The organism is Nocardia amamiensis, assembly GCF_015477605.1.
Taxonomy (GTDB): Bacteria; Actinomycetota; Actinomycetes; order Mycobacteriales; family Mycobacteriaceae; genus Nocardia; species Nocardia amamiensis_A.
Genome location: NZ_JADLQX010000037.1, coordinates 1 through 22,792 on the forward strand (window position 1 = coordinate 1; position 22,792 = coordinate 22,792).

The 22,792-nt window shown below is 64.0% G+C and carries 16 protein-coding genes; 8 read left to right on the forward strand and 8 right to left on the reverse strand.

All coding sequences use genetic code 11. From position 1 onward, the window contains the following. Positions 1–697 precede the first annotated feature (697 nt). The gene (locus tag IU459_RS31740; RefSeq protein ID WP_174372097.1) at positions 698–2,110 is read right to left on the reverse strand and encodes a hypothetical protein; all 1,413 of its coding nucleotides are present in this window, start codon (positions 2,108–2,110) and stop codon (positions 698–700) included. A gap of 442 nt (positions 2,111–2,552) precedes the next feature. Between IU459_RS31740 and mobF the strand changes: the two genes are divergently transcribed. After that, on the forward strand, positions 2,553–7,304 hold the full coding sequence (gene mobF / locus IU459_RS31745; RefSeq protein ID WP_195133285.1) for a MobF family relaxase: 4,752 nt from the start codon (positions 2,553–2,555) through the stop codon (positions 7,302–7,304). A gap of 126 nt (positions 7,305–7,430) precedes the next feature. On the opposite strand, the gene IU459_RS31750 is transcribed toward mobF, so the two are convergent. Further along, positions 7,431–8,774 carry a phosphomannomutase/phosphoglucomutase gene (locus IU459_RS31750; RefSeq protein WP_040786634.1) on the reverse strand — a complete coding sequence of 448 codons (1,344 nt, stop codon included), beginning with the start codon at positions 8,772–8,774 and terminating at the stop codon, positions 7,431–7,433. A 360-nt stretch (positions 8,775–9,134) separates the two neighbouring features. Here IU459_RS31750 and IU459_RS31755 point away from each other — a divergent pair, with 360 nt between their 5' ends. The 3 genes from IU459_RS31755 (at position 9,135) to IU459_RS31765 (ending at position 11,316) form a co-directional block, all read left to right on the forward strand. Further along, entirely contained in the window at positions 9,135–10,169 is a 1,035-nt protein-coding gene (locus IU459_RS31755; protein WP_195133286.1) for an XRE family transcriptional regulator, read from the forward strand. Between the two features lie 179 nt (positions 10,170–10,348). Beyond that, positions 10,349–10,831, forward strand: coding sequence for a hypothetical protein (locus IU459_RS31760; RefSeq protein WP_157172539.1), 483 nt, complete (start codon positions 10,349–10,351; stop codon positions 10,829–10,831). Next, a complete protein-coding gene (locus IU459_RS31765; RefSeq protein WP_157172540.1) occupies positions 10,828–11,316 on the forward strand; it encodes a DUF4254 domain-containing protein in 489 nt (162 codons plus the stop codon). Before IU459_RS31760 ends, IU459_RS31765 begins: the two co-directional genes overlap by 4 nt. An 85-nt stretch (positions 11,317–11,401) precedes the next feature. Here IU459_RS31765 and IU459_RS31770 read toward each other — a convergent pair whose 3' ends face one another. Beyond that, positions 11,402–11,671: a hypothetical protein gene (locus tag IU459_RS31770; RefSeq protein WP_195133287.1), complete on the reverse strand. Its 270-nt coding sequence runs from the start codon at positions 11,669–11,671 to the stop codon at positions 11,402–11,404. Here IU459_RS31770 and IU459_RS31775 point away from each other — a divergent pair. The 4 genes from IU459_RS31775 to IU459_RS31790 all read left to right on the forward strand — a co-directional run bounded on the left by IU459_RS31775 (position 11,654) and on the right by IU459_RS31790 (position 14,420). Continuing rightward, positions 11,654–12,838 carry a hypothetical protein gene (locus IU459_RS31775; protein WP_051023405.1) on the forward strand — a complete coding sequence of 395 codons (1,185 nt, stop codon included), beginning with the start codon at positions 11,654–11,656 and terminating at the stop codon, positions 12,836–12,838. The two genes, IU459_RS31770 and IU459_RS31775, sit on opposite strands and share 18 nt — an antisense overlap. Further along, positions 12,835–13,452 carry a 3'-5' exonuclease gene (locus IU459_RS31780; RefSeq protein WP_195133288.1) on the forward strand — a complete coding sequence of 206 codons (618 nt, stop codon included), beginning with the start codon at positions 12,835–12,837 and terminating at the stop codon, positions 13,450–13,452. Before IU459_RS31775 ends, IU459_RS31780 begins: the two co-directional genes overlap by 4 nt. After that, on the forward strand, positions 13,449–14,066 hold the full coding sequence (locus tag IU459_RS31785) for an AAA family ATPase (RefSeq protein WP_195133289.1): 618 nt from the start codon (positions 13,449–13,451) through the stop codon (positions 14,064–14,066). Before IU459_RS31780 ends, IU459_RS31785 begins: the two co-directional genes overlap by 4 nt. Before the next feature lie 147 nt (positions 14,067–14,213). Continuing rightward, positions 14,214–14,420 carry a hypothetical protein gene (locus IU459_RS31790; protein ID WP_195133290.1) on the forward strand — a complete coding sequence of 69 codons (207 nt, stop codon included), beginning with the start codon at positions 14,214–14,216 and terminating at the stop codon, positions 14,418–14,420. Positions 14,421–14,423: 3 nt separating this feature from the next. Here the strand turns inward: IU459_RS31790 and IU459_RS40205 are convergent, their stop codons facing one another. The 5 genes from IU459_RS40205 to IU459_RS31815 form a co-directional block, all read right to left on the reverse strand. Then, the gene (locus tag IU459_RS40205) at positions 14,424–17,471 is read right to left on the reverse strand and encodes a zinc-ribbon domain-containing protein (protein ID WP_369123101.1); all 3,048 of its coding nucleotides are present in this window, start codon (positions 17,469–17,471) and stop codon (positions 14,424–14,426) included. Positions 17,472–17,586: 115 nt separating this feature from the next. Further along, positions 17,587–18,696: a hypothetical protein gene (locus IU459_RS31800; protein ID WP_195133292.1), complete on the reverse strand. Its 1,110-nt coding sequence runs from the start codon at positions 18,694–18,696 to the stop codon at positions 17,587–17,589. Beyond that, positions 18,627–19,628: a hypothetical protein gene (locus tag IU459_RS31805; RefSeq protein ID WP_195133293.1), complete on the reverse strand. Its 1,002-nt coding sequence runs from the start codon at positions 19,626–19,628 to the stop codon at positions 18,627–18,629. The genes IU459_RS31800 and IU459_RS31805 overlap by 70 nt, the downstream gene beginning before the upstream one ends. 53 nt (positions 19,629–19,681) lie before the next feature. Continuing rightward, the gene (locus IU459_RS31810) at positions 19,682–21,775 is read right to left on the reverse strand and encodes a hypothetical protein (protein ID WP_195133294.1); all 2,094 of its coding nucleotides are present in this window, start codon (positions 21,773–21,775) and stop codon (positions 19,682–19,684) included. Then, positions 21,772–22,533, reverse strand: coding sequence for a hypothetical protein (locus IU459_RS31815; protein ID WP_228838812.1), 762 nt, complete (start codon positions 22,531–22,533; stop codon positions 21,772–21,774). The genes IU459_RS31810 and IU459_RS31815 overlap by 4 nt, the downstream gene beginning before the upstream one ends. Between the last annotated feature and the right edge of the window lie 259 nt (positions 22,534–22,792).

A 22,792-nucleotide genomic window follows, 5' to 3' on the forward strand; every position in this document is an offset into this window, starting at 1 on the left:
GGACACCGGCCGAGTACGCTGCGGCCTGCACCCACACCCACCACCCGGTGGACTGTCGGATCAACTGACAACAGACGAAACAACCCGGGCTCTACTACCGGGTGGTCGCGTTATCGGGGACTGGCCAGGAGGATAATCTCCAGCAACACTTTAGCGGCTACGGCGTTCAGCTCAGGCGGGCCGCCCGGGGCGAAGACTGTGAGGTCCTTCGTGCAGCTTCGGGCAGCGTCATCATGAGCGTTGCCGCGATCAGAGCGCACGGCGCACGTCCTCGACTACGGTCGCCAACTGGCGGCTGTCCGTTGATGATCCGCATCTCGTTCTGCACCGATCGCGAGCCCCGTGCGTTCGGGCGTGGCTATCCCTCCGCCGAGAACCAAAGACCGATGCGCTGGGGCGAGTAGTCGTGAACGATAGCGGCGCGGGCGGCAAAGGCCCAGGAACAGCTCGGGCGCCAAGAGGGTCAGTAGAGAGCTGACCGTGGAGATCGAAGGGCATGGTTCCTCCAGGCCTGCCGATTCTCCCGCCTTCTATGAAAGCCGACTCCCGGTGATTTCGCTACCACCTGTGCGCGAAGGTGCGCCTGAGCATCAGCAGACTTGAATTCGCGACAGCCAGCCGGACGATTTCGCTCTCTGCTCGCATCAACGGAAGAAGTAGTTGCTGCGCAATAGAATTCGCTGCACCTGACGATCAGCTATTTCGCCGCATCCGTTGGAAATTCGGCGGGTTCCACTGGAACCTCAATCTGAGAAGAGTGCGGCTGGCTGAGCTTAGTTACCACCGGTCGATCCACCAGCTCGCCGTCGCTCCCGCGCTCGGCGTAGTGCTCGGAGATCCAGATTGTTCGATGCTTCCCCAACGATGGATACCATTGACGCCGGTAGTGGCCCCGAACACGCCATTTCAGCGCCTCCAGATTTACCGCTGCCCGAGGTTCACTGTCATGGTGACCGACGGGTTTCGCGGTGTACCGCACCACCACAGCAGGACGAGGCCGACGCGCACCGCCGAGGGACGGCACACGCCGTGTCCCTGGCCCCGTCGGTGCTGCCGCCAACAGCCGCGTCAAACGCCCCAGCTCCTCCACGCCCTTCGTGGTCCCATAGGAGTCCGCCACTCCGGTTTCCCGGTCGATCCTCACCATCGACCACATACTCTTGTTCAGGTTCGGATTACGTAGACGTCGACACAGCGTAGCTATCGGAATCCGTACGATATCCACGTATGTGCCGGTATCCCGCCACGCCAGCAGCACCCCATGCGTTGTCTCCACATCCCCTACCGCGAGCAGCACGCCGCACGTCGACGGCAGCGCCATGTCCCATCCGGCGCACCGCGCGGCGTCAGACAGGATCGCCTGTCCTGCAAGCCCATCTGCGAAGTACAAATCATGGTCGCCATCCGGGTCGACCAATACCCGACCGGCGGTGGCGACTGCCTGCGCCCAGTAAAGCATCGACCAGTTCTGGGCCAACAACGTCATGTACGGACCTGGTGCGACCACCCCGTAGCTGCGCGCCGCATCCGACAGCAATCTGCCGATCCGAGCCCCATCCGAGTCCAGGTAGATACGGCTCTGCTTTTCCAACAACAGCGCAGGAGCGAGCACATCCAACTCATTCCGCGCCCGCCGCGTTATTACCTCCACCACTTGCGGCATCGACTCGGCGGTGAGCATCGCGGAGGTGATGCTATCGACAGGAACCGTCAACAGCTTGGCGTTGACCACCGCCTTCACCGGCCACGGCGTCCGGTCCTCGACACCGTGGCGCCTGGCCAAGGTATACGCCACACGGGCAACCGGCTTTCCGGCGGCGAACTCGTCCCGCACAGTCTGCCGTTTGACCAACTGCGGCGCTCCTCGACCTCGAACACCGCGCTCCCTACTTGGGAGTGCCTGCTCCGACACCGCTGTATCCAACGACAACGACGGCAACCCCGGCAACGCCTTCCGCAGTTCTGCCAGCATGTCCAACCAATGCGGTTGGTCGAACAGATCCTGGCGCCCATCCACGACGTCCGCCCTCTGATGCTCCGAGCCGCCCCGGATGATCACCTCGGCGAACACGGCTGCCCGAGCCGACTCCGCCTGACCGACACTCACCATCGTTCGTTACCCAGTCCTTCGACGTTCCCCCCACATAAAACCATCTACCGTCACCTCGGACCTGCCTGAGCGCGAAACTACCTTGCGGCTCATACCAGCTGAAAATTTCACTGCCTACCAGTGCACAGACCGAACTTCGCTGGATTTTCGGCGATCGCTGCCGGAACCCTCTGACGGTGTCGGGCGCGTCCCCGTGCACCCGCCTCAGCCTTCCCACGGGCACGGAGTCCATCTCACCACCCAGACTGCATCCTCAGAACCCGCAAACTACATCCAAACTCTGCAACACCCGAAGCTATCCCCGCACACCGCAAACAATCTGCGAACAAGACGACCAAACTTAAGGTGAGCCCTACTATCACAATCCGTCACACCTCATGCTCTCTGGTCGCGGAAACATCACGGCCACTTCGCAGTCGGGGCGCGTACGGTGGATTGTGTGATGTCACTGGCGAAGCTCGGCAGTGGCGACGGCTACACCTATTATCTCCGCTCGATCGCCACGCAGGACGTGAACGACCGCGGCCCGCAGGACCTTTCGACCTACTACAGCGAGCGCGGCGAATCCCCTGGCCGCTGGCTGGGTTCCGGCCTGCCGAACGTCGGTATCGAGGCCGGTGAGGTGGTGACCGAAGCGCAGATGCGGGCGTTGTTCGGTCACGGCCTGCACCCGAACGCCGAGGCGATGATCACCGCCGAAGTACAAGCCCTCGCCGCGGATGGCATCTCGCGTCGCACCGCGCGGGCGCACGCAGTACGGCTGGTCCGGCTGGGTGCCCCCTTCACCAAACACGCGGTGGCGGAGTACTCCTACCGCTACGAGCGGACTCGGGCGTATGCCGCCTACAACGCCGAGCACGGCCGCGTCGACTACGCCCCGATCCCCGCTGAGGAGCGCAGCCGCATCGCCACCGAGGTCGCCCAGCGCATGTTCGCCGAGGAATACGGCCGCCCACCCCGCGACGACCGGGAGCTGTCGGGCTGGGTGGCCCGCGCCAGCCGAGCGACCTCGAAGCGGGTCGCCGGGTTCGACCTCACGTTCTCGCCGGTCAAGTCGGTGTCGACGTTGTGGGCGCTGGCCCCACGTGAGGTGTCGGAAAAGATCGAGGCCGCCGTGGATGCCGCCCTGCGCGACGCGCTGGTCTATCTCGAGGAGCACGCGGTGTTCACCCGGGTCGGTCGGCACAGCCGCCGCCAGGTCGACGTCGTCGGTGGTCTGATCGCCACCACGTTTCAGCACCGCGATAGTCGCGCGGGTGACCCGAATCTGCACGTCCACGTGGTGGTTTCGAACGCGGTCAAACGCCATGACGGGCAGTGGGGTGCACTCGACGGCAGGATGATCTATCAGCACAACGTCGCCGCGTCCGAGCTGTTCAATACCCGGTTGGAGCACTACCTTGAGCAGTCGGTCGGTGTGCAGTTCGCTGAACGTCACAGCAGCGGCCGTCGGCGGCGTGGGAAGCGGCTGGTGCGGGAGATCGTCGGCGTCGAGGAGCGCTTGGCCGAGGAATGGTCGAAGCGATCGGCTGCGGTGGATGCCGAGCTGACCACCCGCACGACGCGGTTTCAGGCCGAGCGTGGCCGCGAACCGACACCGGGTGAGCTGCACGACCTCGCTCAAGAATCCACATTGAAGACCCGCGGCCACAAGGTGGCGGCCCGTTCGCGTGCTGAGCAGCGCGCTGATTGGCGCCGCGACGCCGTGCAGCTGCTCGGCGGTGAGAGCGCGGTTGATGCGATGGTCGCGACCGCACTGGGACAGCCGATCCCGCAGCGGGAGGTCACTAACGCCGCGTGGGTGGCCGCGACTGCCGCGAGAGTGGTGGAGGTCGTGTCCGATTCCCGGGCGACCTGGCAGTTCCGCCACATTCGCGCCGAAGCCACCCGCCAGCTGCGCGGCAGCATCAACCCGGCCGACTGGCACACCCTGATCACCCAGGTCACCGACGCCGCCTTGAGCGAGCCGCGGTCGATCCCGCGCGGCACACCAGAGGCCGAGGACATCGCACCCAGCGTCGAGGCATTGACCCGCCGCGACGGGTCCAGTGTGTTCACCACCTCCGGCTCCCAGCTCTACACCAGCCCACAGATTCTCGCGGCCGAGGGACGCCTGATCGCGGCGAGCCTGCTCAGGGGCGGGCGCACTATCCCGGCGGCCGCGGTGGATGCCGCGATCATCGAGCACGCCGCCAACAACAACGGTCAGATGCTCAACGACGGCCAAGTGCAGTTGCTGCGCGAGTTCGCCACCTCCGGACGCCGGTTACACGTCGCGATCGCCCCAGCGGGGACCGGGAAGACCACCGCCATGGCCGCGCTGGTGCGCGCCTGGACCGCCGAAGGTGGCACCTTGCTCGGGCTGGCGCCGGAAGGACCGGCCGCCGGTGTCCTCGGCAGCGAGATCGGCGCGGACTCCAAGACCGTGGACATGCTCGTCACCGTGATCAACGACATCCGGTCGGGCGAGCGGGCCCTCGACGATGCACCGGACTGGGTGCGGGCGATCGGACCCCGCACCCTCGTCGTACTGGACGAGGCCGCGAAAACACCCACTCTGAAACTGGATGCGGCCGTGTCCTGGCTGATCGAACGCGGGGCCAGCGTGCGCGCGGTCGGTGATGACCGGCAACTGTCCTCCGTGCAGGCCGGGGGCGTGATCCGCGACATTGTCCACCACGCCGGAGCTGCCACCCTCACCAGCGTGGTCCGCTTCGACAACCCGAGCGAGCGCGCCGCCAGCCTCGCCCTACGCCACGGCGATACGGCCGCGATCGCGTTCTACACCGACCACGGCCGCGTCCACGTCGGCACCCTCGGCGCCGTAGTGCACGCCGCGTACCGGGCGTGGCGGGTCGACTACGCCCAAGGCCGCGACGTCGCGCTGCTGGCACCGACCAACGAGCTGGTGCGCCAGCTCAACGCCCTCGCCCGCGACGAACGCCTCCGCCGCGAAGGCCTGCACGGACCGGAAACGCTGCTGTCGGACGGGCTTTCGGCCTCGGTCGGGGACATCATCACGACCAAGGAGAACAACTATCGGCTGCGGATATCGCAAACCGATCACGTCCGCAACGGCTACCGCTGGAAGGTCCGTGCCGTCCACTCGGACGGGCGGATCACCGCCAGCCACATCGGATCCGGCCGCAAAGTCACCCTACCCACCGACTACGTACGTGAATGCGTCGAACTCGGCTACGCCCGCACGCTCAACTCCGCGCAAGGCCTGACCACCGACACCTGCCACGGCGTGCTGACCGGCAGCGAGGACTGCTTCCAGCTGTATGTACTGGCCTCCCGCGCCCGCGCCGGCGGACACCTCTACCTCGCCACCGCGGGCGATGGCCAGGACGCTCCCGCCGAGACGTGGAACGCGCTGCACCCACCGACCGCGATCGACCTGCTCACCCAAATCCTCGGCCGCGACGGAAGCCAAGTCTCCGCGACCACCCAGACCCGCCAGGCCGCCGACCCCCAACGCCAACTCGCCGGAGCCATCGACGCCTACCTCGAGGCACTCGCCACGGTCGCAGACACACACCTCGGCACCGAGCACCACACCGCCGTCACCGCAGCCGCCGAACGACTCATGCCCGGTCTCACCGACGAGGCGGCGTGGCCGGTGCTGCGCCAGCACCTGGCCATAGTCGCCCTGACCGGGCGCGACCCGATCACCGCGCTCACCGACGCCGTCACCGCGCGCGAACTCGACACCGCCGACGACAAAGCCGCCGTACTCGTGTGGCGCATAGGCCACCACACCATCGGCGGCCCGCTGGGATGGATCCCGGTGATCCCAGCCGTCCTGCGCAACGACACCAACTACGGTCAGCACCTTCAATACCGCGCCGACCAGATCAAGGACCTGGCCACCCAGATTCACGACACCGCCCGCGGCTGGACGCCCGAGACCGCACCGGTGTGGGCGCAACAGCTGGCCGAGCACGACCCGAACCTCACAGCCTCCCTCGCGATCTGGCGCGCCGCGCACGCGATCCCCGACCACGACCGACGCCCAACCGGCCCAGTGCAATACCCAATCGACGAACGCCACACCCAGCTACAGCTGGATGCCGCGGTGCGGTCCTGTCTCGGCGACCTCGACACCAACACCCGCCGCTGGGCAGCCCTCGCCCAAGATATCGACGAACGGATCACCACAGACCCGTACTGGCCGCAGCTGGCCGAGGAACTGTCCCACGCCGTCGCCACTGGGTTGGACATACCGACCGCTGTCCGCACCGCGGCGGCGCAGCGTCCGTTGCCGGACGAGCAGCCCGCGGCCGCGCTGCGCTGGCGGCTGGTAGAAACCCTCGAAGAAGCCCAGCGGCGCAACACCGACCAGCTCACCCGCGCCGTCTCTGAGGTCCAGGTCGACCGGTGGCGGAGGATGAGCGACGCCGAACTGGAAGACGAGATCCATTCCGCTCAACTCGAATTCGATCTCGACCCAATCCTGGACATGGGTCTCATCATCGAACGCGGCCAGCGACATGAGCGCGGCAACGACGCCGACGTTGTACGCCGCGCTCACGCAGAACTCGATCAACAGGCGCTGGCGATCCGTGCCGCACGCGAAGCACAGGCCGCGGTCGTGGCCGCTGAACACGCAGTCTCCATCGCCCATCAGAAGCAGGCGACCATGCAGGACAGCCCACCCAAGATCCCGTGGTGGCGCACCGGCACTGATACCGCGCGCGCCCTCCGCGCGGAGCACGCTTCCCGCGTCGAGCACCTGCGCCGAGCCGTCAGCGATGCCGAGCACGATCTGCTTGCCGCCCGCGATGCCGCGCGCCGCTCCCGGGCCGCGGTGCCCCTCGCGGAGGACGTATGGGACTCGACACTTCACCGTGCTGACAACCATGCCGCGCGCGCCGCCGAGCTGGCCGCCGCGGAGCAGAGCGACAGCGCCTTTGCGCATCAGCTGGCGCAGGCGGAACGACGCTGGCTTCGCGAGGAGCGTCAACTCGACGACGCGCTCACTGAACAGCAGCGCCGCGCGCAGCTGACCCCGGAGCAACGCGACCTCGAAGACCGCGCCCGCCGCTATCTCGACCTCAATGCGCCCGACGAACCGGAGTTGGCGCAGGCTCCCGCCGCTGCCGAAACCCAGGCGAGCCGCGAGGAGCCCTTCGACGCACCGGAATTCGGTCCTGACTACGGTTACAGTCACGAATACGACCAAGGGCTGTAGCACAGTTGCACCAGCGCCGAGCAGACCAGATTTGTCAACACGTGCTGGTGCCGCCGATTGCTCGCCGTTCAACACCGAATGCGTGGTCAAGCCCGCCGCTCGGAAAGTCTTGCTATGGCGCGGTAGTCACCGCCGGATGAGGGCAAGCACATCGTCTCGAAGCCGTGCCATGGCGTGTTCGTCCGGTGCCTCGACATTCAGGCGAAGCAGAGGCTCGGTGTTGGAGGCTCTGAGGTTGAACCACGCGCCGCCAGGAAGCTGGACGGTGAGCCCATCGAGTCGATCGATCTCGGCATCGGCGAACTCCTGCTCGACAGCGGCCAGCACCCTGGCGCCGTCGCTTGCCGTGGAATTGATCTCCCCGGATGCGACGTAGCGGTGGTATCGGGAGATCAGCCGGGAAAGTGGTTGATCCGTGCTGCCGAGAGCAGCCAAGACGTGGAGCGCGGCGAGCATTCCCGTATCAGCGTTCCAAAAATCGCGGAAGTAATAGTGGCCGGAATGCTCACCACCGAAGATGGCGTCACGTTCGGCCATCAGGCTTTTGACGTGTGTGTGCCCTACTCTCGTCCGTGCGGGTTGCCCGCCGTGTTCGGCGATGATCTCTGGCACCGCGCGGGAGGTAATCGCGGTGTAAACGATCGTTGAGCCCGGAGCCTTTCGCAGTTCTCGGCTAGCGATGAGCGCGATGATCGATGATGGCGAGACGGGTGTACCGGTTTCGTCGACGACGAAGCAGCGGTCGGCATCGCCATCGAAGGCCAGTCCGATATCCGCGCCGACGCGTCGAACTTCTGTCTGAAGATCAACCAGGTTGGCGGGGTCGAGCGGGTTCGCCTCATGGTTGGGAAAGGTGCCGTCGAGCTCGAAGTACATCGGTACTAGCTCCACCGGCAATCCATCGAAGACGATCGGAACCATCTTCCCCGCCATGCCGTTGCCCGCGTCCACCACTGCCTTGAGAGGTCGGATGCCGGACAGATCGACCAGTTCCCTGAGGTACGCGGCGTAGCGGTAGGGCAGGTCGTCGCGCTTGACGATTCGGCCTGTCGATCCCGTGTACGACGGGATGCCGTGGTGGATCATGCCTCGGATGTCATCGAGTCCGCTGCCCCGCCCGACGGGCACGGCCCGAGGGCGGCACAGTTTGATGCCGTTGTACTGGGCGGGATTGTGGCTGGCGGTGATCACCGCGCCAGCGACATCGAGCTGTCCTGCGGCGAAGTAGACGAGGTCGGTCGAACCCAGCCCGAGATCGATCGCATCCTGGCCCTGGCCGGTCACGCCATCGATCAACGCCGCAGCGTACGACTCCGATGACGGCCTCATGTCCCGCACGACCGCGACCGTTGTACTGACCACCCGTGCGAATGCTGCTCCGATCTGCCGGACAAGGTCTTCGTCGAGGTCGACGTCGACGAGCCCCCGCACGTCGTACGCCTTGAAGATTCTGGACAGCTCACGTCCCATCACTACTCCCTCGTCTGCACGGCGTCGCCGAACGAACACCATGACACGACACATCCGCATCAGGCAGCCCGACTCCCCGCCGACTGGCGGCACAGCCTGACCAATTCTTTGGCCAATTCCGCGTAGGCCGTTGTCCCGGCGAGAAACGCCCTGGTCGGCTTATGGTTGTTGCCATCGAAACTCTGCAAAAATCCGACATGTCGCACTCCTCATCACCGTTCGATGCCACCGCCGCTCTGGCTTGCGCACCAGCGTCGAACGGTGCGACGAGTCGGCACAGTGTTTCGGCGTTGCCTGTGCGTTGCCTATTCAGGGGGTGGTGTCATGCTGGTGACAGGACAGATGCTCAGGGATGCACGTGTGGCCGCGGATGTCTCGCTGCGCGAGATGTCGAAGAGGATCATGCTCGATAAGGGGTACCTGAGCCGGGTCGAAACGGGACCGGCCGGGAAAGCCGTCCCCGATTGGATCATCGACCGATACGAGGAGCAACTCGGAGTGGACATACGCCGTCGTACCCTGCTCGGTGGTCTGGCCGGTGCCGTCGTGCCCGGCCCGGTCACCGATGCTGTCCGGCGCATGTTCGAAGACGACGTCATGCCGATCGGCATCGATGCCTGGACAGCACGCATGGAGCAGCACGCCGCCGACTGCATGACTGTCGGTGCAGCCGAGATGCAGTCACGCATCGCAGCAGATCTGATCGTTCTGCGCCCGCAGTTGCTGTCTCGCCAGATGTGGGCCATCGCCGCCCGCCTCATGGTTCTGCACGGCGCCCCGCTGTCCGACGTGGTCGACAGCCAGGCAACCGCGCGCTGGTATCAGGCAGCGGTGAGCGCCGCCGACCGATCCGACGACACATCCACCCAGGTATGGGTGCGCGGACGCTCAGCGCTGAACATGGCCCATCCGAGCGCAGCCCTGTCCGTCTGCAAGGAGTTGGCGCAGGCAGGCAGCCAGATATCCCAAGCTCCGACGGTGGGTCGGCTGATGTCACTCATCTCGCTGGCCAACGTCCACGCTCTCAGCGGCGACGAATCAGCCACCCGGACTGCGCTCGAAGACGCACAACGTGTCTTCGACTCGGTGGGCACTACCGACGAGGTTTCCGACTGGGCGATGCCGGAGTGGCGGATGAACGTCGACATCTCGCTGGTGCTGGCTCGACTCGGCGACCAGACCGCCGACCGGGCTCAGCAAGAGGCCGAGCGGACCATGCCCAATCGATTCGCCCGCTACGCCACTCACCTCGAAATCCACCGAGGACTGGCACTCGCCAAGTCCGGCGACCGGGCCGAAGGCATCGCTCACGCACGCCGAGCGTTGAATGACCTGTCGGCCGATCGCCACAGCGTCGCACTACGCCGCCTGGTCGCCGAAGTCGCCGCCTGCTGACAGGCAACGATAAGGCAACGCCAAACTCATTCCGCCTCTTTGCTTTTCGCCATAGCGTCGAAGACACCCGACGCCGGGTCGATGCCGGTCCCACATCCCGGCACACCGACCAGCGGTGAGCCGCGGTTGGTGGCGAAAGCCCCCGGCGTCGGGATTTTCCGACGGCGAGAGGCGAATCAATGGCCGTGCATAGCGGCAACGAGACAGAGGCAACTCCACGACAGATCTACCACTCCATGCTCGCCTGGTGTGACCAACTGGGCATGACAGAGCACGCCGCACGGATGCGTGCCGCAGGACCACCTTCACCTCAAGAGCGCGACGCCAACCCCGGCCCGGTCGAAGTCCAGGTGCGCCACACCTCGGCCGATGCGCCGTCTGCGCAGCTCGGCGAAGCATGCGACACCGAAGAGGTCCTGAACGAAGCCAAGCCCCCGGTCTTGCCGGACGGCAGGTCGAACATGAGCAGCGCTGTTCGCGCCGAGCCGGGCGGCTTCTGGGAGACGGATCTCAGCAAGGAGATGTCCGCGCCAGCACCGCCGAATCCTGACCGCGTCGAATTCGGCAAGACGGCCTGTCTCACGGATGTCGCTCCACGAAAAGGAGCCAGCGGCACGGGCGTCTACGGCGTTCCACAGCGACGCAGGAAGGACGCGCCATGACGTCAAACCAACGCACCATGCTGATCGAAAGGACTGGCGCCGAAGTCGTGCTTCCAGACTATCGATCGGTGGCGGATGCTATCCGAAACGCGTTCCGCGACAGACCATCTGACACGTTCCTCATCCGCCAGGCCCGCGCCTTCGGCCAACTTCACTTGAATCGCGCACTCTTTCCAACCCGAAGCGACAGCATCGACCGCCGCCGATCGGAAGTGGCTTCAATGGTGGACAACTGGGTCGCCTTGGCCATCCCTTCGCGGCCGGGCACCAGCAGCCCGCGAAGGTCGCTCGGTGCCCTGCTCGATGACATGGCTGCAGCTGAGGTCGAAGCCGACCGGCTGCGGCTGGGCTCGGAATCAGTCGGCGCCGTGCACCAAGCATGGACAGCACTTGGCGAACTCGCCAACCGGTGGACCGATCTCGTCGAGCAGATCACCAACTCCCAACCGTGGCGCTGGTTCGCAGATGAGGCGCAGAACAATTGACACGTTCTCAGCTGTCACGGTCATCTACGTGCTGGTCGGGGCAAGTGTCATCGGCACAGGTGGCTGGTTACTGCTGCATTCGCGCTCACAGCGCAGCGGCAAGCTGACCGTCGCCACCATCAGAGACCGGCTCTCCCACGACGCGCCACACCGTCCACTGTCGGTGGCCCAGGCCCGCGAGCAACTGGTCCACCACCGCGAATGCGACCGCCGACACTGCGCCCGACGTCGGGCAATCGACCGAACCCTCGACGCCGCAGAACGTCATCGGCCGCGCGCCACCGCGTCCGCACCCACCGAACCACTGCCGCGAATCACCGATTGAAAGGCGCTTGCCATGAGCGACCGCGAGCAAGTATCCAGCCTGTCCCGCGCCAGGCGGCAACTGCCGCTCCTCACCGTTGCGCAACAGGAACTGCTACGACCAGACCTGCGCGAAGTCATCGAATACCGGAAATCTGGACTGAGCGTCAACCACATCATCGGCTGCCCGCTCGACTGCGGATACTGCATCCGGCACGTCTTCGACAACTTCGAGATGAAGACACCACGCGCCCTCATGACCGACGCCGACGCCGCGGCCATGCTGCTCGCACACCCATACTTCCGGCCCCACATCACCCCGATCCAGCTGTTCAACCGGGCCACCGACCCCATGCTGCCGCCGGTCAAGCCGCACACGTTCGAGATGCTCAGACTGCTGGACCAGCAAGCGCTGACCAACCACGTCCTGGTCATCACCCGCTGGCGCATCGAACCCGCCGACTGCGACATCCTCAACTCGATCAGCAACCTTCGACTCACCGTCCTCGTCACACACTCCGGCATCGACGACGATCGCATCGAGCCCGTCGACTCGAACATCGCCGCCACATCCCTGCGCACCGCCTACCAGCACGCCGACAAATACCGGGTCGTGTTGTACTGGCGACCGATCGTCCCGGCGCTCAACGACACCGACGACCACCTCCAACACGCGTTCGAACTGAGCCACTACGCGCACGCGACCGTCTTCACCGGACTGTTCTTCAAAGACGAAATCCGGGACTACTACCAGTCGCACGGACTGCCCGAACCGTACCTGGAAGGCGCGCGCCGCAAAGTGTTCCCCGCAGACATCGAACACCGCATCCTGAATGCGGCAGCCGAACACGGCACCGGATCGCCACTGTTTCGCAAGACCAGCTGCGCCGTCGCCTACGCCCATGGCGTCGCCGACTACAACGGCCACTACGGTATCCGCGAGTTGTGCGATATCTGCCCCACCGCCCAGATCCAGCGCTGCGCCGACGACTGGCACCGCCCCGACACCCAGCAGGCAGCCACATTCGCCGAGCAACTCGGGGGCAGTCTAGTGGAGGTCAACGACCGCGCAATCGTGGTCAGCGGCCTATCGGAGCAGCCGCGCTACCTCATGCAACACAACCTGCGCTACCAGGTCCACGACGTCACCAAACCGCACCACCCCCACCGCCACGGTCGCGCCGACCTCGGCTGGCCCGAGAGCAAGGAGAAGCAGTGATCGCCATCCCGAACGCACTGCGCGGCAACAACCTCGCCGTTGTCGACGTCGAGGGCAACGGCCAGACACCACCCGAAATCATCGAGATCGCCATCCTCCCCGTCTCCGGCGACACCGCCAGCCATACCGACCTCCGGTCATGGCTCATCCGCCCACAACACCCGATCACCCCGATCGTCACCCGCAAAGTCCACGGCATCACCAACAACGACGTCGACAACTGCCCCCGATGGGCAGACGTCGCACCGGAGATCGACGCCGCACTGGCACAACGCACCCTCGTAGCCCACAACGCCGGCATCGAACAACGAGTCCTCGCCGCACACCTGCCGTACTGGACGCCACCCATGGTGCTGGACACTCTCCGACTCGCGAAGAAAGCCTGGCCCGGCCTGCCCGGGTACAGCCTCGACAAACTCATCGACCATGCCCACCTCGACGTCTCCGCACTGGCGGAACAGGGATACCACCGTGCAGGCTACGACGCCTGGGCCGCCTGGCTGCTGCTGTGCAAACTCATCGACGACACCGACCTGGACTGGACCAGTCTTGTCGACGCAGCCGCACCCAAAGAGTTCGTGCCGACACCCGAGCCTGAAGGAGGACTCTGGTGAGCCAACCACGACCCGAAGTGGTGCGACCAGTCACTGTCGCGATCACCGGAACCCACTCCACGGGAAAGACGACCTTCCTGACTCGACTCGCCGACGAGCTCAGACGCGACCGAGTGAATGTCGCCGTCGTCAGCGACCTCGGCGCCCAAGCCCAGCAACTCGGCCTGCCAATCCTGTACAACCACACCTGGGCATCCACACTGTGGGTCATCACCCGCGGCATCAGCAACGAAATCCAATCATGGGCAACCGCCAACGTCGTACTAATCGACCGTGCCGTACCTGACGCCCTCGGCTACTACGAAGCAGCGCTCGACTACCGCGACCACCGCGCCGACCCGCACCGCATCCAGCAACTTGAGCACCTCATCGCCAAACATGTCCACAACTACGACCTCGTCCTGCGCACAGTGCTGGACAACCGACTGCCGCTCGGTCTGGCAAAACCGCGAGACACCGACATGGGATTCCGCGCACTCGCCGACCAGCACATCGAGAAGGTACTCACCCGACTGGACATCGAGCACTCCCCGCTGCAAGCGAACATGCACGACCGCGCCGTCGCAGAGACCCTGACGTTCATCGAAGAACGGCTAACCTGGCAACCGGACTGAAGTCCGGGTGATCTGGCACTGCCGACAACGGTACACCGTTGTCGGCAGTGCCCGTCCTCTCGGCCGCGACATCGAGTTGTACAAGGCCGCGTACCTCACCACCGACCAGACCGCGCACGGACTACGAGAAGTGGGAGGCGACCCACAATGTTTGATCCGTTCGCCAACACGCGCCCCGCCGGGGTGACGGCGATGACCGAGCGCCTCAAGTGCACTGATGAACCCGTCAAGTCGCCGATCGAGACCGGCCCGGGCCGAATCGATCTGCACCCTCGATCGCTGGAACTGACCCGTGACCGCGACCAGGCGCGCAAACGCCGCGCCACGAACCTCGGCATAGAACATCGAGCGTGACGCTTACATTCGTGTTTTACATGTAAAGCAAAGGTAGACTTGTCTTGTCCGGTTGGTTAGGCGAGCTTGCCACTCGTAACCGCAGTCCGAGCATTGCCACCAGTAGTTGTCGGACGAGCCAGCATTGATATCTGATGGTGTTACAGCGCCATTCAGTTTCGGATGCCACTGCGCGGCCAGTTCGGGAGCGCGTTCGGTCAAAGAATTTCCGGGCTTGACTCGGCGGAGTTTCGCACCAGTCCGTCTGGATCCGCACGGCCTACATCCAGCATTCGCAGGGCGTGAGTCCCATTCGTGTCCACAGTCTGGGCACAACCAAAACACGGAACGGTGGCTGGACGGACTGATGTCCGTCGGGACCACATCAGTGTTTCTGGTCGGGTGCCAGAGAAGCAGTAGATCTGGACGCATATCAACAATTGTGTTGCCCGGCTGCGGCTTACGATCTCGACCACGCTTTACGGAGGAGCAGGCGCGGCATCCGTGACCCTGGAGCGCCCGAGCCCAGATGAACGTCTCCCACTGCCGGCCACAATCGGGACATTCCCACCAGGCCCGATCGGTGCTGTTGGCCTTGACATTCTCCGGTCGCAGCGCGCCGTTCAGTTCGTCACACCACTGCTCGGCGAGTAGCGGATGCGTTTCTCTGAGCGATTTTCCCGGGGTCGGCCGCCGACGGGCTAAGCCGCTCTTCTTGTAGGCACAGGGAGGGCACCCACGCCCGTTTTTGACCCGCGCCGCAACCGTCGCGGGCCATTCGTGTGCGCAATGGGGGCACAGCCACCACACCTTACGGCTGTATCCGGGGTTGACCTGACTGGGAGTGAGATCACCGTTCCTTCTCGGATGCCATGTTGTGGCCAGCTCGGCATGAAGCTCGCCGAATGACTGTCCTGACGGGGGTGTGCGCCGTGCAATCGCTCGCCGGCGAACAGCGCAGGGCCGACATCCGGTACGTCGTGGACGTATCTTCCATCGGTGTCCGCAGTCTGGGCACCGCCAATGGACTTCGGTCGCAGTACCCAGCTTCAAGTCGTACAACGTCAATGACCCGTTGCGCTCAACGTCCCAGATCCGCAATAGGTCGGGCCGAAGATCCGCAGCGGACCGGCCAGGACTCGGTGTGCGGTTCGCGGCTGCACCCCGTTGGCGCGCGCAGCGGGGGCATCCGCTCCCACCTGTTGTGCGGCATTTCGGACTTGTCTTCCACTCGTGGCTGCATGTCGCACACACCCACCACACAGGTTCTCTGCTCCCCGGATTCGTTTGTTCGGGGATAATGTCACCATTGTGCTCGGTGTCCCATTCCTTGGCGAGGTCAGGAAAGGCAGTGGCGAGGCTTCGTTTATGATGCCTATAGATCACACTGTCGGCCTCGGCCGTGGCCCATGGATTCGGATCTTCCTGATACGCAGCGGATTTCGATGGCCGGAAGCCGAGGTCGATCAGTTTCTGCAGAACAAGCAGCGCGGTATGCTTCGTCGTCGATCCGGCAGGCATCTGGACGTCGTGCAAATCTAGCAGTTGCAAGGGTTCCTGCCTGACCCGGATGACAGTCCATCCAGCCGCAGAGAGCGCATCGCTCTGCGTGCGATCTCGCACCGCGGCTTCCGGAGTTCCGTGATATCTGGCTCCGTCAAATTCGATGACCACTCGATAGTCTGGCATCACGATGTCGGCGTTGACAGGTGGGCGGCCGGAAACCGTGATCCGCGGGAAATCATGATCGACGAGACATCCGGCGGCCTCGAGCTCGTAGCGAAGCCGGATTTCCTGCTCGGACACGCCCCATAGCGTGCACTTCGGGCAGCTCCTTCCCCCGGCAGCTGTTCGGTTGCTGATGGTCGACTCCCACACGTGGCCTCGCGGCTTGCACTTCCACCACACGCTCTCGGCGCTGCCCGATCGGTAGTCCTCGGGGCGCCGATCGTTCTTCGTCGGGTGCCATTCGGCTGCGACCGAGGGGTACAGATCCGCCAGGGACTGTCCTTCTTCAGGCATGTCACGGCAGTGCGGACAACCAGTCTTGTAAGAGCCGGTGCGGGTGTATACGCGCGCCTCCCATTCGTGGCCACGCCGCGGGCAGACCCACCATGCTTTGATGTCACTGCCCGGCTTCAGTTCTTCGGGCCGACGGTTGTTCTTTGTCGGATGCCACTGGGCGGCGATGTCAGGGAATAGTTCGGCGAACGACTGTCCCGGCTTTGGTACATCACGTGCTGCAATGCGGGTGATGTAGCTGCACGGGCGACAACCGCTGCCCTGCTTGGTTCGGGTCAGTGGGGCCGCCGGCCACTCGTGTCCGCACCGGGAGCAGCGCCACCAGACCGGCTTGTGTGAGCCAGGCTTGAGCTGCTGAGGGAAGAGGCCCGCATTTTTCGTCGGGTGCCACTCCGGCATGAGGTTCGGGTGCAGATCTGCGAGCGATTGACCTTGCCGAGGAAGGCCTTTCCTCCGGTGGTTGCACTCAGGGCATTTCGTTTGCTTCCCGGAGGTCCGATTAGCGATGGCAGCTTCCCATACGTGACCACAGTCAGCACACAACCACCACGCCTTGTCGCGACTGGCTCGGCTCACATCTGACGGAGTCGTGTCACCGTTCTTCGTCGGATGCCACTGCGCGGCTACATCGGGCCGGACCTCCTGCAACGACTCACCGGGCAGAGGTCGGCGAAGTTTGACGCCGGCGCGCCGGTAGGAGCACGGAGGGCACCCGCTGAAGGGCTTTGCCGTCCGTACCCGCGGTGCCATGGGATATTCGTGACCGCATTCGGGACACACCCACCAGACCTTCTCCCGGTAGTTCGGCCGGACCGCATCTGGATGTACGTCACCGTTCTGCTTGGGGTGCCACTGCTGGGCGATATCTGGAAACAACTCTGCCAGTGACCTGCCCAGCTCAGGAACACGTCCTGGACCCATAACAATCCTTCCTACAGTCGCTGCAGCAAGGATAAGAAGGGTCACCGACACGAACCTCCTGGATGCGGCAGGGCGCTCAACGCGGTCGGTGTCTGTGATCGCGGCACCGATCGGTTGAAAACCGAGCATAGGTTGGACTGCTGCGCCAACGTTGTCCGATCCCCACGCCAGATGGTCTACCCACGTCGGCCTGTCTGGATCGTTGGACGCTTATGACGGAGACCAAGTTCTCTCACCTACAGCCTCAGGCGTTGGCAGGGCTTGCGCCCGGCCGAAGATCGTTCGGGCTCTCACGACCGCCGGGCACCCGTACCACGACGACCAGGCACGGTTCTCGCTCATCGCGCCGCTGGACTTCCTCGATCCAAACACTGTCAAACAGATTTGCCGCCCCTTCTGAACCGACTGTCTTGTCCAGGACCAGCAGGACAGCGAAAGAGGGCCCAGTGTTCTGATATTCGGCCGCCTGAGCTACATACTGCCTCAGACCTTCTCGACTCGCGTCCTTCTCCTCTATTTTGCATTCAACATTTATCTGTGCAGCCGGGAAAGCGAAGAGGATATCCACGCGTCCGCCAGCTTTATCGATCACCTCGGAGTGAACTATCCGAAGGAGCGGTGTGCCGTACACGAAGCTGAGATAGTGCTGATGAAACAGAGCCTCGTCGACCTTCTGCTTCTTTCCATCCTTATCGCGCAGGCGAAGGTGTTCCGTGTAACCTCCACCCATTTTGCGACCGACGTCGTAGGAGTAGTACATGAAGTTGATCGTTACGTCCAGCAGTGCGAGAAAAGACTCGGCGACACCCGCCGCGGACCAGTCGCTTGAGCGCGACAGTCGTTCGGCAAGCGACCTCATGAGCCTGCTGTACTTGGGATCAGCGGTAGAAGCAGCGAGATCATCGGTGTCTCGCAATGCGCTCTCTAGTGCATCCAGAACCATTTCACCGTTATTAGCGACAATCGCGGGGAAGTCTTGGGGGAGCTGGCGCGCGAGTCGATGCCAGCGTCGAGCTTTTCCCGGGTCGGGCTCCTCGACCGTTGCTGCCGAATCCCGCTGGCCGAGTCGGGCTCTCAGAGCGGCATCGAGCATTTGGGCCCCAGGGGCGTCTCGCAACTCGTCGTCGTGCGCCAGCGCGTACCTCAGTATCCGGAGTCGATTCTCGTCCTGCAAGAACACGTCTTCGATAACTGGTGAGACGAGGGTTTCCACAGCCCTTTGAGCAGGTGTATCGGCGAGGACGGTGAGGGTGTGATGCGCCGTGTATGCGCTCACGAGCGTCGTCAAAATGGCGTGTCCGTGGTCGTACCAGGGGTCGTTCCGCCCCATGTGCCGTGCAGCATCGTCCAGCACGGTAGTGAGCTTTGCCCATGACGCAATATCGTCCTGACGTGCGCGACTCCACGACGGGGTATTGGTCCGCATTCGCCATGCCCGATACCGCTGGAGGTTCTCGTGCAGGACAGCTGCTGCTGTCGAGACCCGCTCCGGGCGTCGGGTGCCGACAGACCTAGCAACCCTTCGATCGCGGCCAGGTAGATCGTGGCGTCCAGTCGGCCGGAGTCCGTCTCGGTGAGCACAAGCAGCTGACTTCGAACGTCTGACATACGGGCGGCGATGGCTTGATAATCGTGTTGTTCGAGCGCGCTGCGTAGGTCCGATAAGGCCAGCTCAAATGCAGCGTCGCGAAAGGTGTGGCCGTACGGTAGGCACCGCTCCAGGGCTTGACGCATGCCTACCCCGGGGAGGTGAGCATCGAGAACGCCTAGCAGCCGCGGGATCCTGACCGCGAACTCTTCCGGCAGTGCGGCCACGTCCTCAGTTACCTCGTCCAGCTTGCCTGCAAGCTGGGCCACCGTCGTGACTTTTGCCAGTGACAGCTGCAGCAGGCATTCGGCAGATTCGGCTCCGATTAGCGCAATGGCGGGATCTTCCGTCACCTCGCCTGCAGCGGTGATTCTGGCGAGAAGCGCCCTCGTCACGGGCTTTCCGAGCAATCGGGCCAGATGAGGCCGGGCCGCAAGCGAATCGGCTGCTTCAGCGAAGGCTGCATGTCGCGTCGACGTGGCCAGTCCGGCGACAATCGTGTCAGCAAGCGCGGGGGTGAGCCCGATGTCAGTGTCCCGTCCGGCGGCGGTGACTAGATATCCAAGAAAGGGCCCCGTGATGAAGTAATCGGCTTGAGCGACTATCTCTTCAAGACCACCTAAATCCTCGATAGTTGGCCCGGACGTGCGCTCGGCGGCAGGTGTCTCACGTGCCCACGCCTCGATTCGCTCGTCCATGGGATGCATTGCCCCTCCCCCCATCACAGCTCCGCATATGACGTGACCACCGCTCAGAACAATTCTCGCCCATGCCGCCCCGTGAGGATGCGATCTTCCGGAAAGATCGTCCAGATCGGCTCCTCGATCGAGGTGATGATGACCTGCATACCGGGGACATTTGCAGCTGTGTCGTATAGAGCGGCCAGCACTTGATATTTCACTTCCGGGGTCAATTCGTCCGCGGTCGGAGCGTCTACAAGTAGCAAGCCCGGGTGGGACATGATTCCACGGCGACGCCCGATGTTGATCATCCCGACAACCGTCGCAATTCGCATTCGGAGACGGTCCACAGGGCTGAACTTCCTGAATGAGTGCCGTGCCCCAGATTTTACGGCGTTGAGGCGCCCCGAAAGGTCGAAGCTGACACTCGTCAAGTTCGTGACGCCCAATCGGCGGGCGATCCGAACAATCTCGTCGTTCAATTCTGCGAAGAGCGCACGACTGTTCGCGTCGACCAACTCTTTGAGGACAACGGTGGTGGCCGTCAGCACTTGCTTCTCGTCGATCGCGTCATCGAGCATACTCGCCTGTTCCGCGTTGACGGCGTCAATGGCGGTCACTAGCGCCGTCGACGCCGCGCCTCCACGCTCGCCGGTGACGACCGCGATGGCACCCTGCAACTGCTGAAATTCCTGTTTGCACTTTTCGTAGCGGGCGAACCAACTCCCGGATCGCGCCGCATGCAGCTTTTCACTGGCTTGTTCGTAGCGAACGCGCGCCTTGGCAAGTGAGCCCGTGGACGTGTCGGCCGCAGCGGCACACCGTCTTTCCACGAGCAGAGAGGCTTCGACGCGTGCTTCGATCTGCGCGATGGCGTCGGCCGCGGCCTGCGAATCGACGGTGACCTCGGGTAGCGGGTTCACGCACACCGAGCAGCGATGGTCGGCGTTCTCAGCGGTGCGCCGCGTGTCATCAATCGCGTGATCGCAGCGCGGGCATACTTCCGGATCGAGCGCTCCCAGCAGCAAGCGTGCAGCGCCACTCTGCTTGGCATGGCGCTCCTCGCGTTGATCCCGTTGCCTCGCCTTGCGCGCCGCCGCGAGCTGATCAATCGCCTCGTTGTGTCGTTCTTGGCATGCCGCCAACTCCTCCCCGGCACGAGCAGCAGCATCGACGAGCTCTCCCATGTCTGGACGCTCTGCCTCAGCCACTCGCAATCGCCGCTCGGACTCGATCAACGCCTCGCGCAAGGGAACGATCATGTCGTGACGACTCCGCGCATCGTCACCGGCACGGCGTACTGCGCGATTCGCCTCCTGCGTCGCAAGTCTCGTCAACGACGAGGTCCGACTGAATTCAGGCGCGAACGGCACATCCAGGAACAGCTGCATCAGCTTCACCGGAAGCTGACCGATAACCGTGGGGCCCAGCAGGATGCCGTCGCTGGCGGAGTTGAGTGCAATTGCATAGAAGTAGCTGGCCCAGCCGTGTACGCGTTCAGCGCCGTCGCGTTCGCCATCGGTGTTGGCCGGTGCGCCTTGCTCCACAGTCCAGACCGACATTGGCTGTAGCCCAAGACGTTCCATCATGAACCGCCCAATCAGAGTGCGGACTCCACTTGACCCAGCGCTCGCGATCATATGCACGTTCGGGTGGTCCTCGTCCCGGCCTTCGAGTGCGAGCAGATCCTCCATGGCGTTGGCCGTCAACAGTTTGACGCTCGGACGTCCCGGCTGTCCGAACAGCAGCCGGATCGAAGCGGCCACACCACCTACCTCGACGTCAGCGCGGACGTAGTGGAACCACCCCTTCGTCTCTGGCCTGCTGAAGCCGTCGAAACCTTCCCCCCGTAGGGCGAAACTCAGTGCCCAGAGCAGGCTCGACTTGCCAGCCGAGTTGATCTTGCTAGCGATTACCCATGGTCCCCGGCCCAGCCGCATATCGACCGTGAACGGACCGTCATTGCTGTCGGTGCCCGACTTCTCACCGTCACAGTACAAACGATGCACGACCAGTTCGCGTTTGGTTGGCAGTGGGCCTGTCAGCTCCAGACCGTGGTCGGTGAGAATTTCACCCACCCGTTCGGGATCGGCGCTGTCCCCCAGCCGCTCGGCGATTCGCTCGTGCAACTCCTGTTCGGTAGGGACCTGCATGTTCGAGGTCATGCCACTTCCCCCTCGGAGACAGCGATCCGTAGTTTCGCCAGCCGCTTTCGCGTCTGGTCGGCGATCGAAGGAATGATCTCCCCCACTGGAGTCGAGGCGTAGTCTCGCTGCAGATACTGACGTTTGCGGAGGGCCAGCCCGGTGTGGCCGGTGGCGTCGGCAAGAGCTCGCACCAGCACCGCACGGTCGGTGTACCAGGCCAGCTCTGGATACTCGGCCGTCGCCCGCTCAGCGATCTGGCGCCCCTTCTGGGTCAGGTAGTAGTTGTCCTGGATTACCTTGCCGGTCACGTTCCGTCTGGTCTCAATCACCAGCAATCGTGGCGCGACCAGGACGCTTAGGGCGCGGTCCAGGTGCTCGAACGCTCCGAAGAGATACCGGAGCATCGGGATCGCGCAGATCTCGGGTTCTTCCGAATCGAGGATAGAGCTGGCGATTTCCAGCACGCGCGCATCCTGCTCGCGTTCGTAGTCGTTCAGCAGCTCGTCGGCAAGGTAGTCGGGGTTCCGCAGCCAGAAGTCGAGCTTCTGCAGGCGGCTCTCGGAACGGAGCACCGCCACCGCGTTGGCGGGTGCCCCTTTTGCTGATATCTCATCGAGCGGGTCCGCGGTGCCCGCTATCAGAAGCAGTAGCCGAATCGCGTCGGCAAACCGATCCCCTCCATCATCCCCTGGCACCGTCTTACCGTAGCGAGCCGTGACACCGCACGCGAGCGATTCCGCCACGTTCGATTCACCGCATGCGCCGAGATGCAGCATCAAGCGACTCCGCCCCGCTCCAGTACACCGACCGTTCACTAGACCTGGCGAGCAAGATTGTCCGCGCCTGAATGGAAATCGCACCCGTGGCCCAGCATTGAACCCTGCTGGAGCGCACGGTGGACGGCCAGTCGGGCCTAGTTGCACTGCTCGGCGGCACCATCTTCGGACATTGCCGACGGTCCGAGTACTCGTATCTGCGCGATCCGGCATCTGGAGAAACTGCAGGGCTGGACGACAAGCTGTACCGGACAGTGAT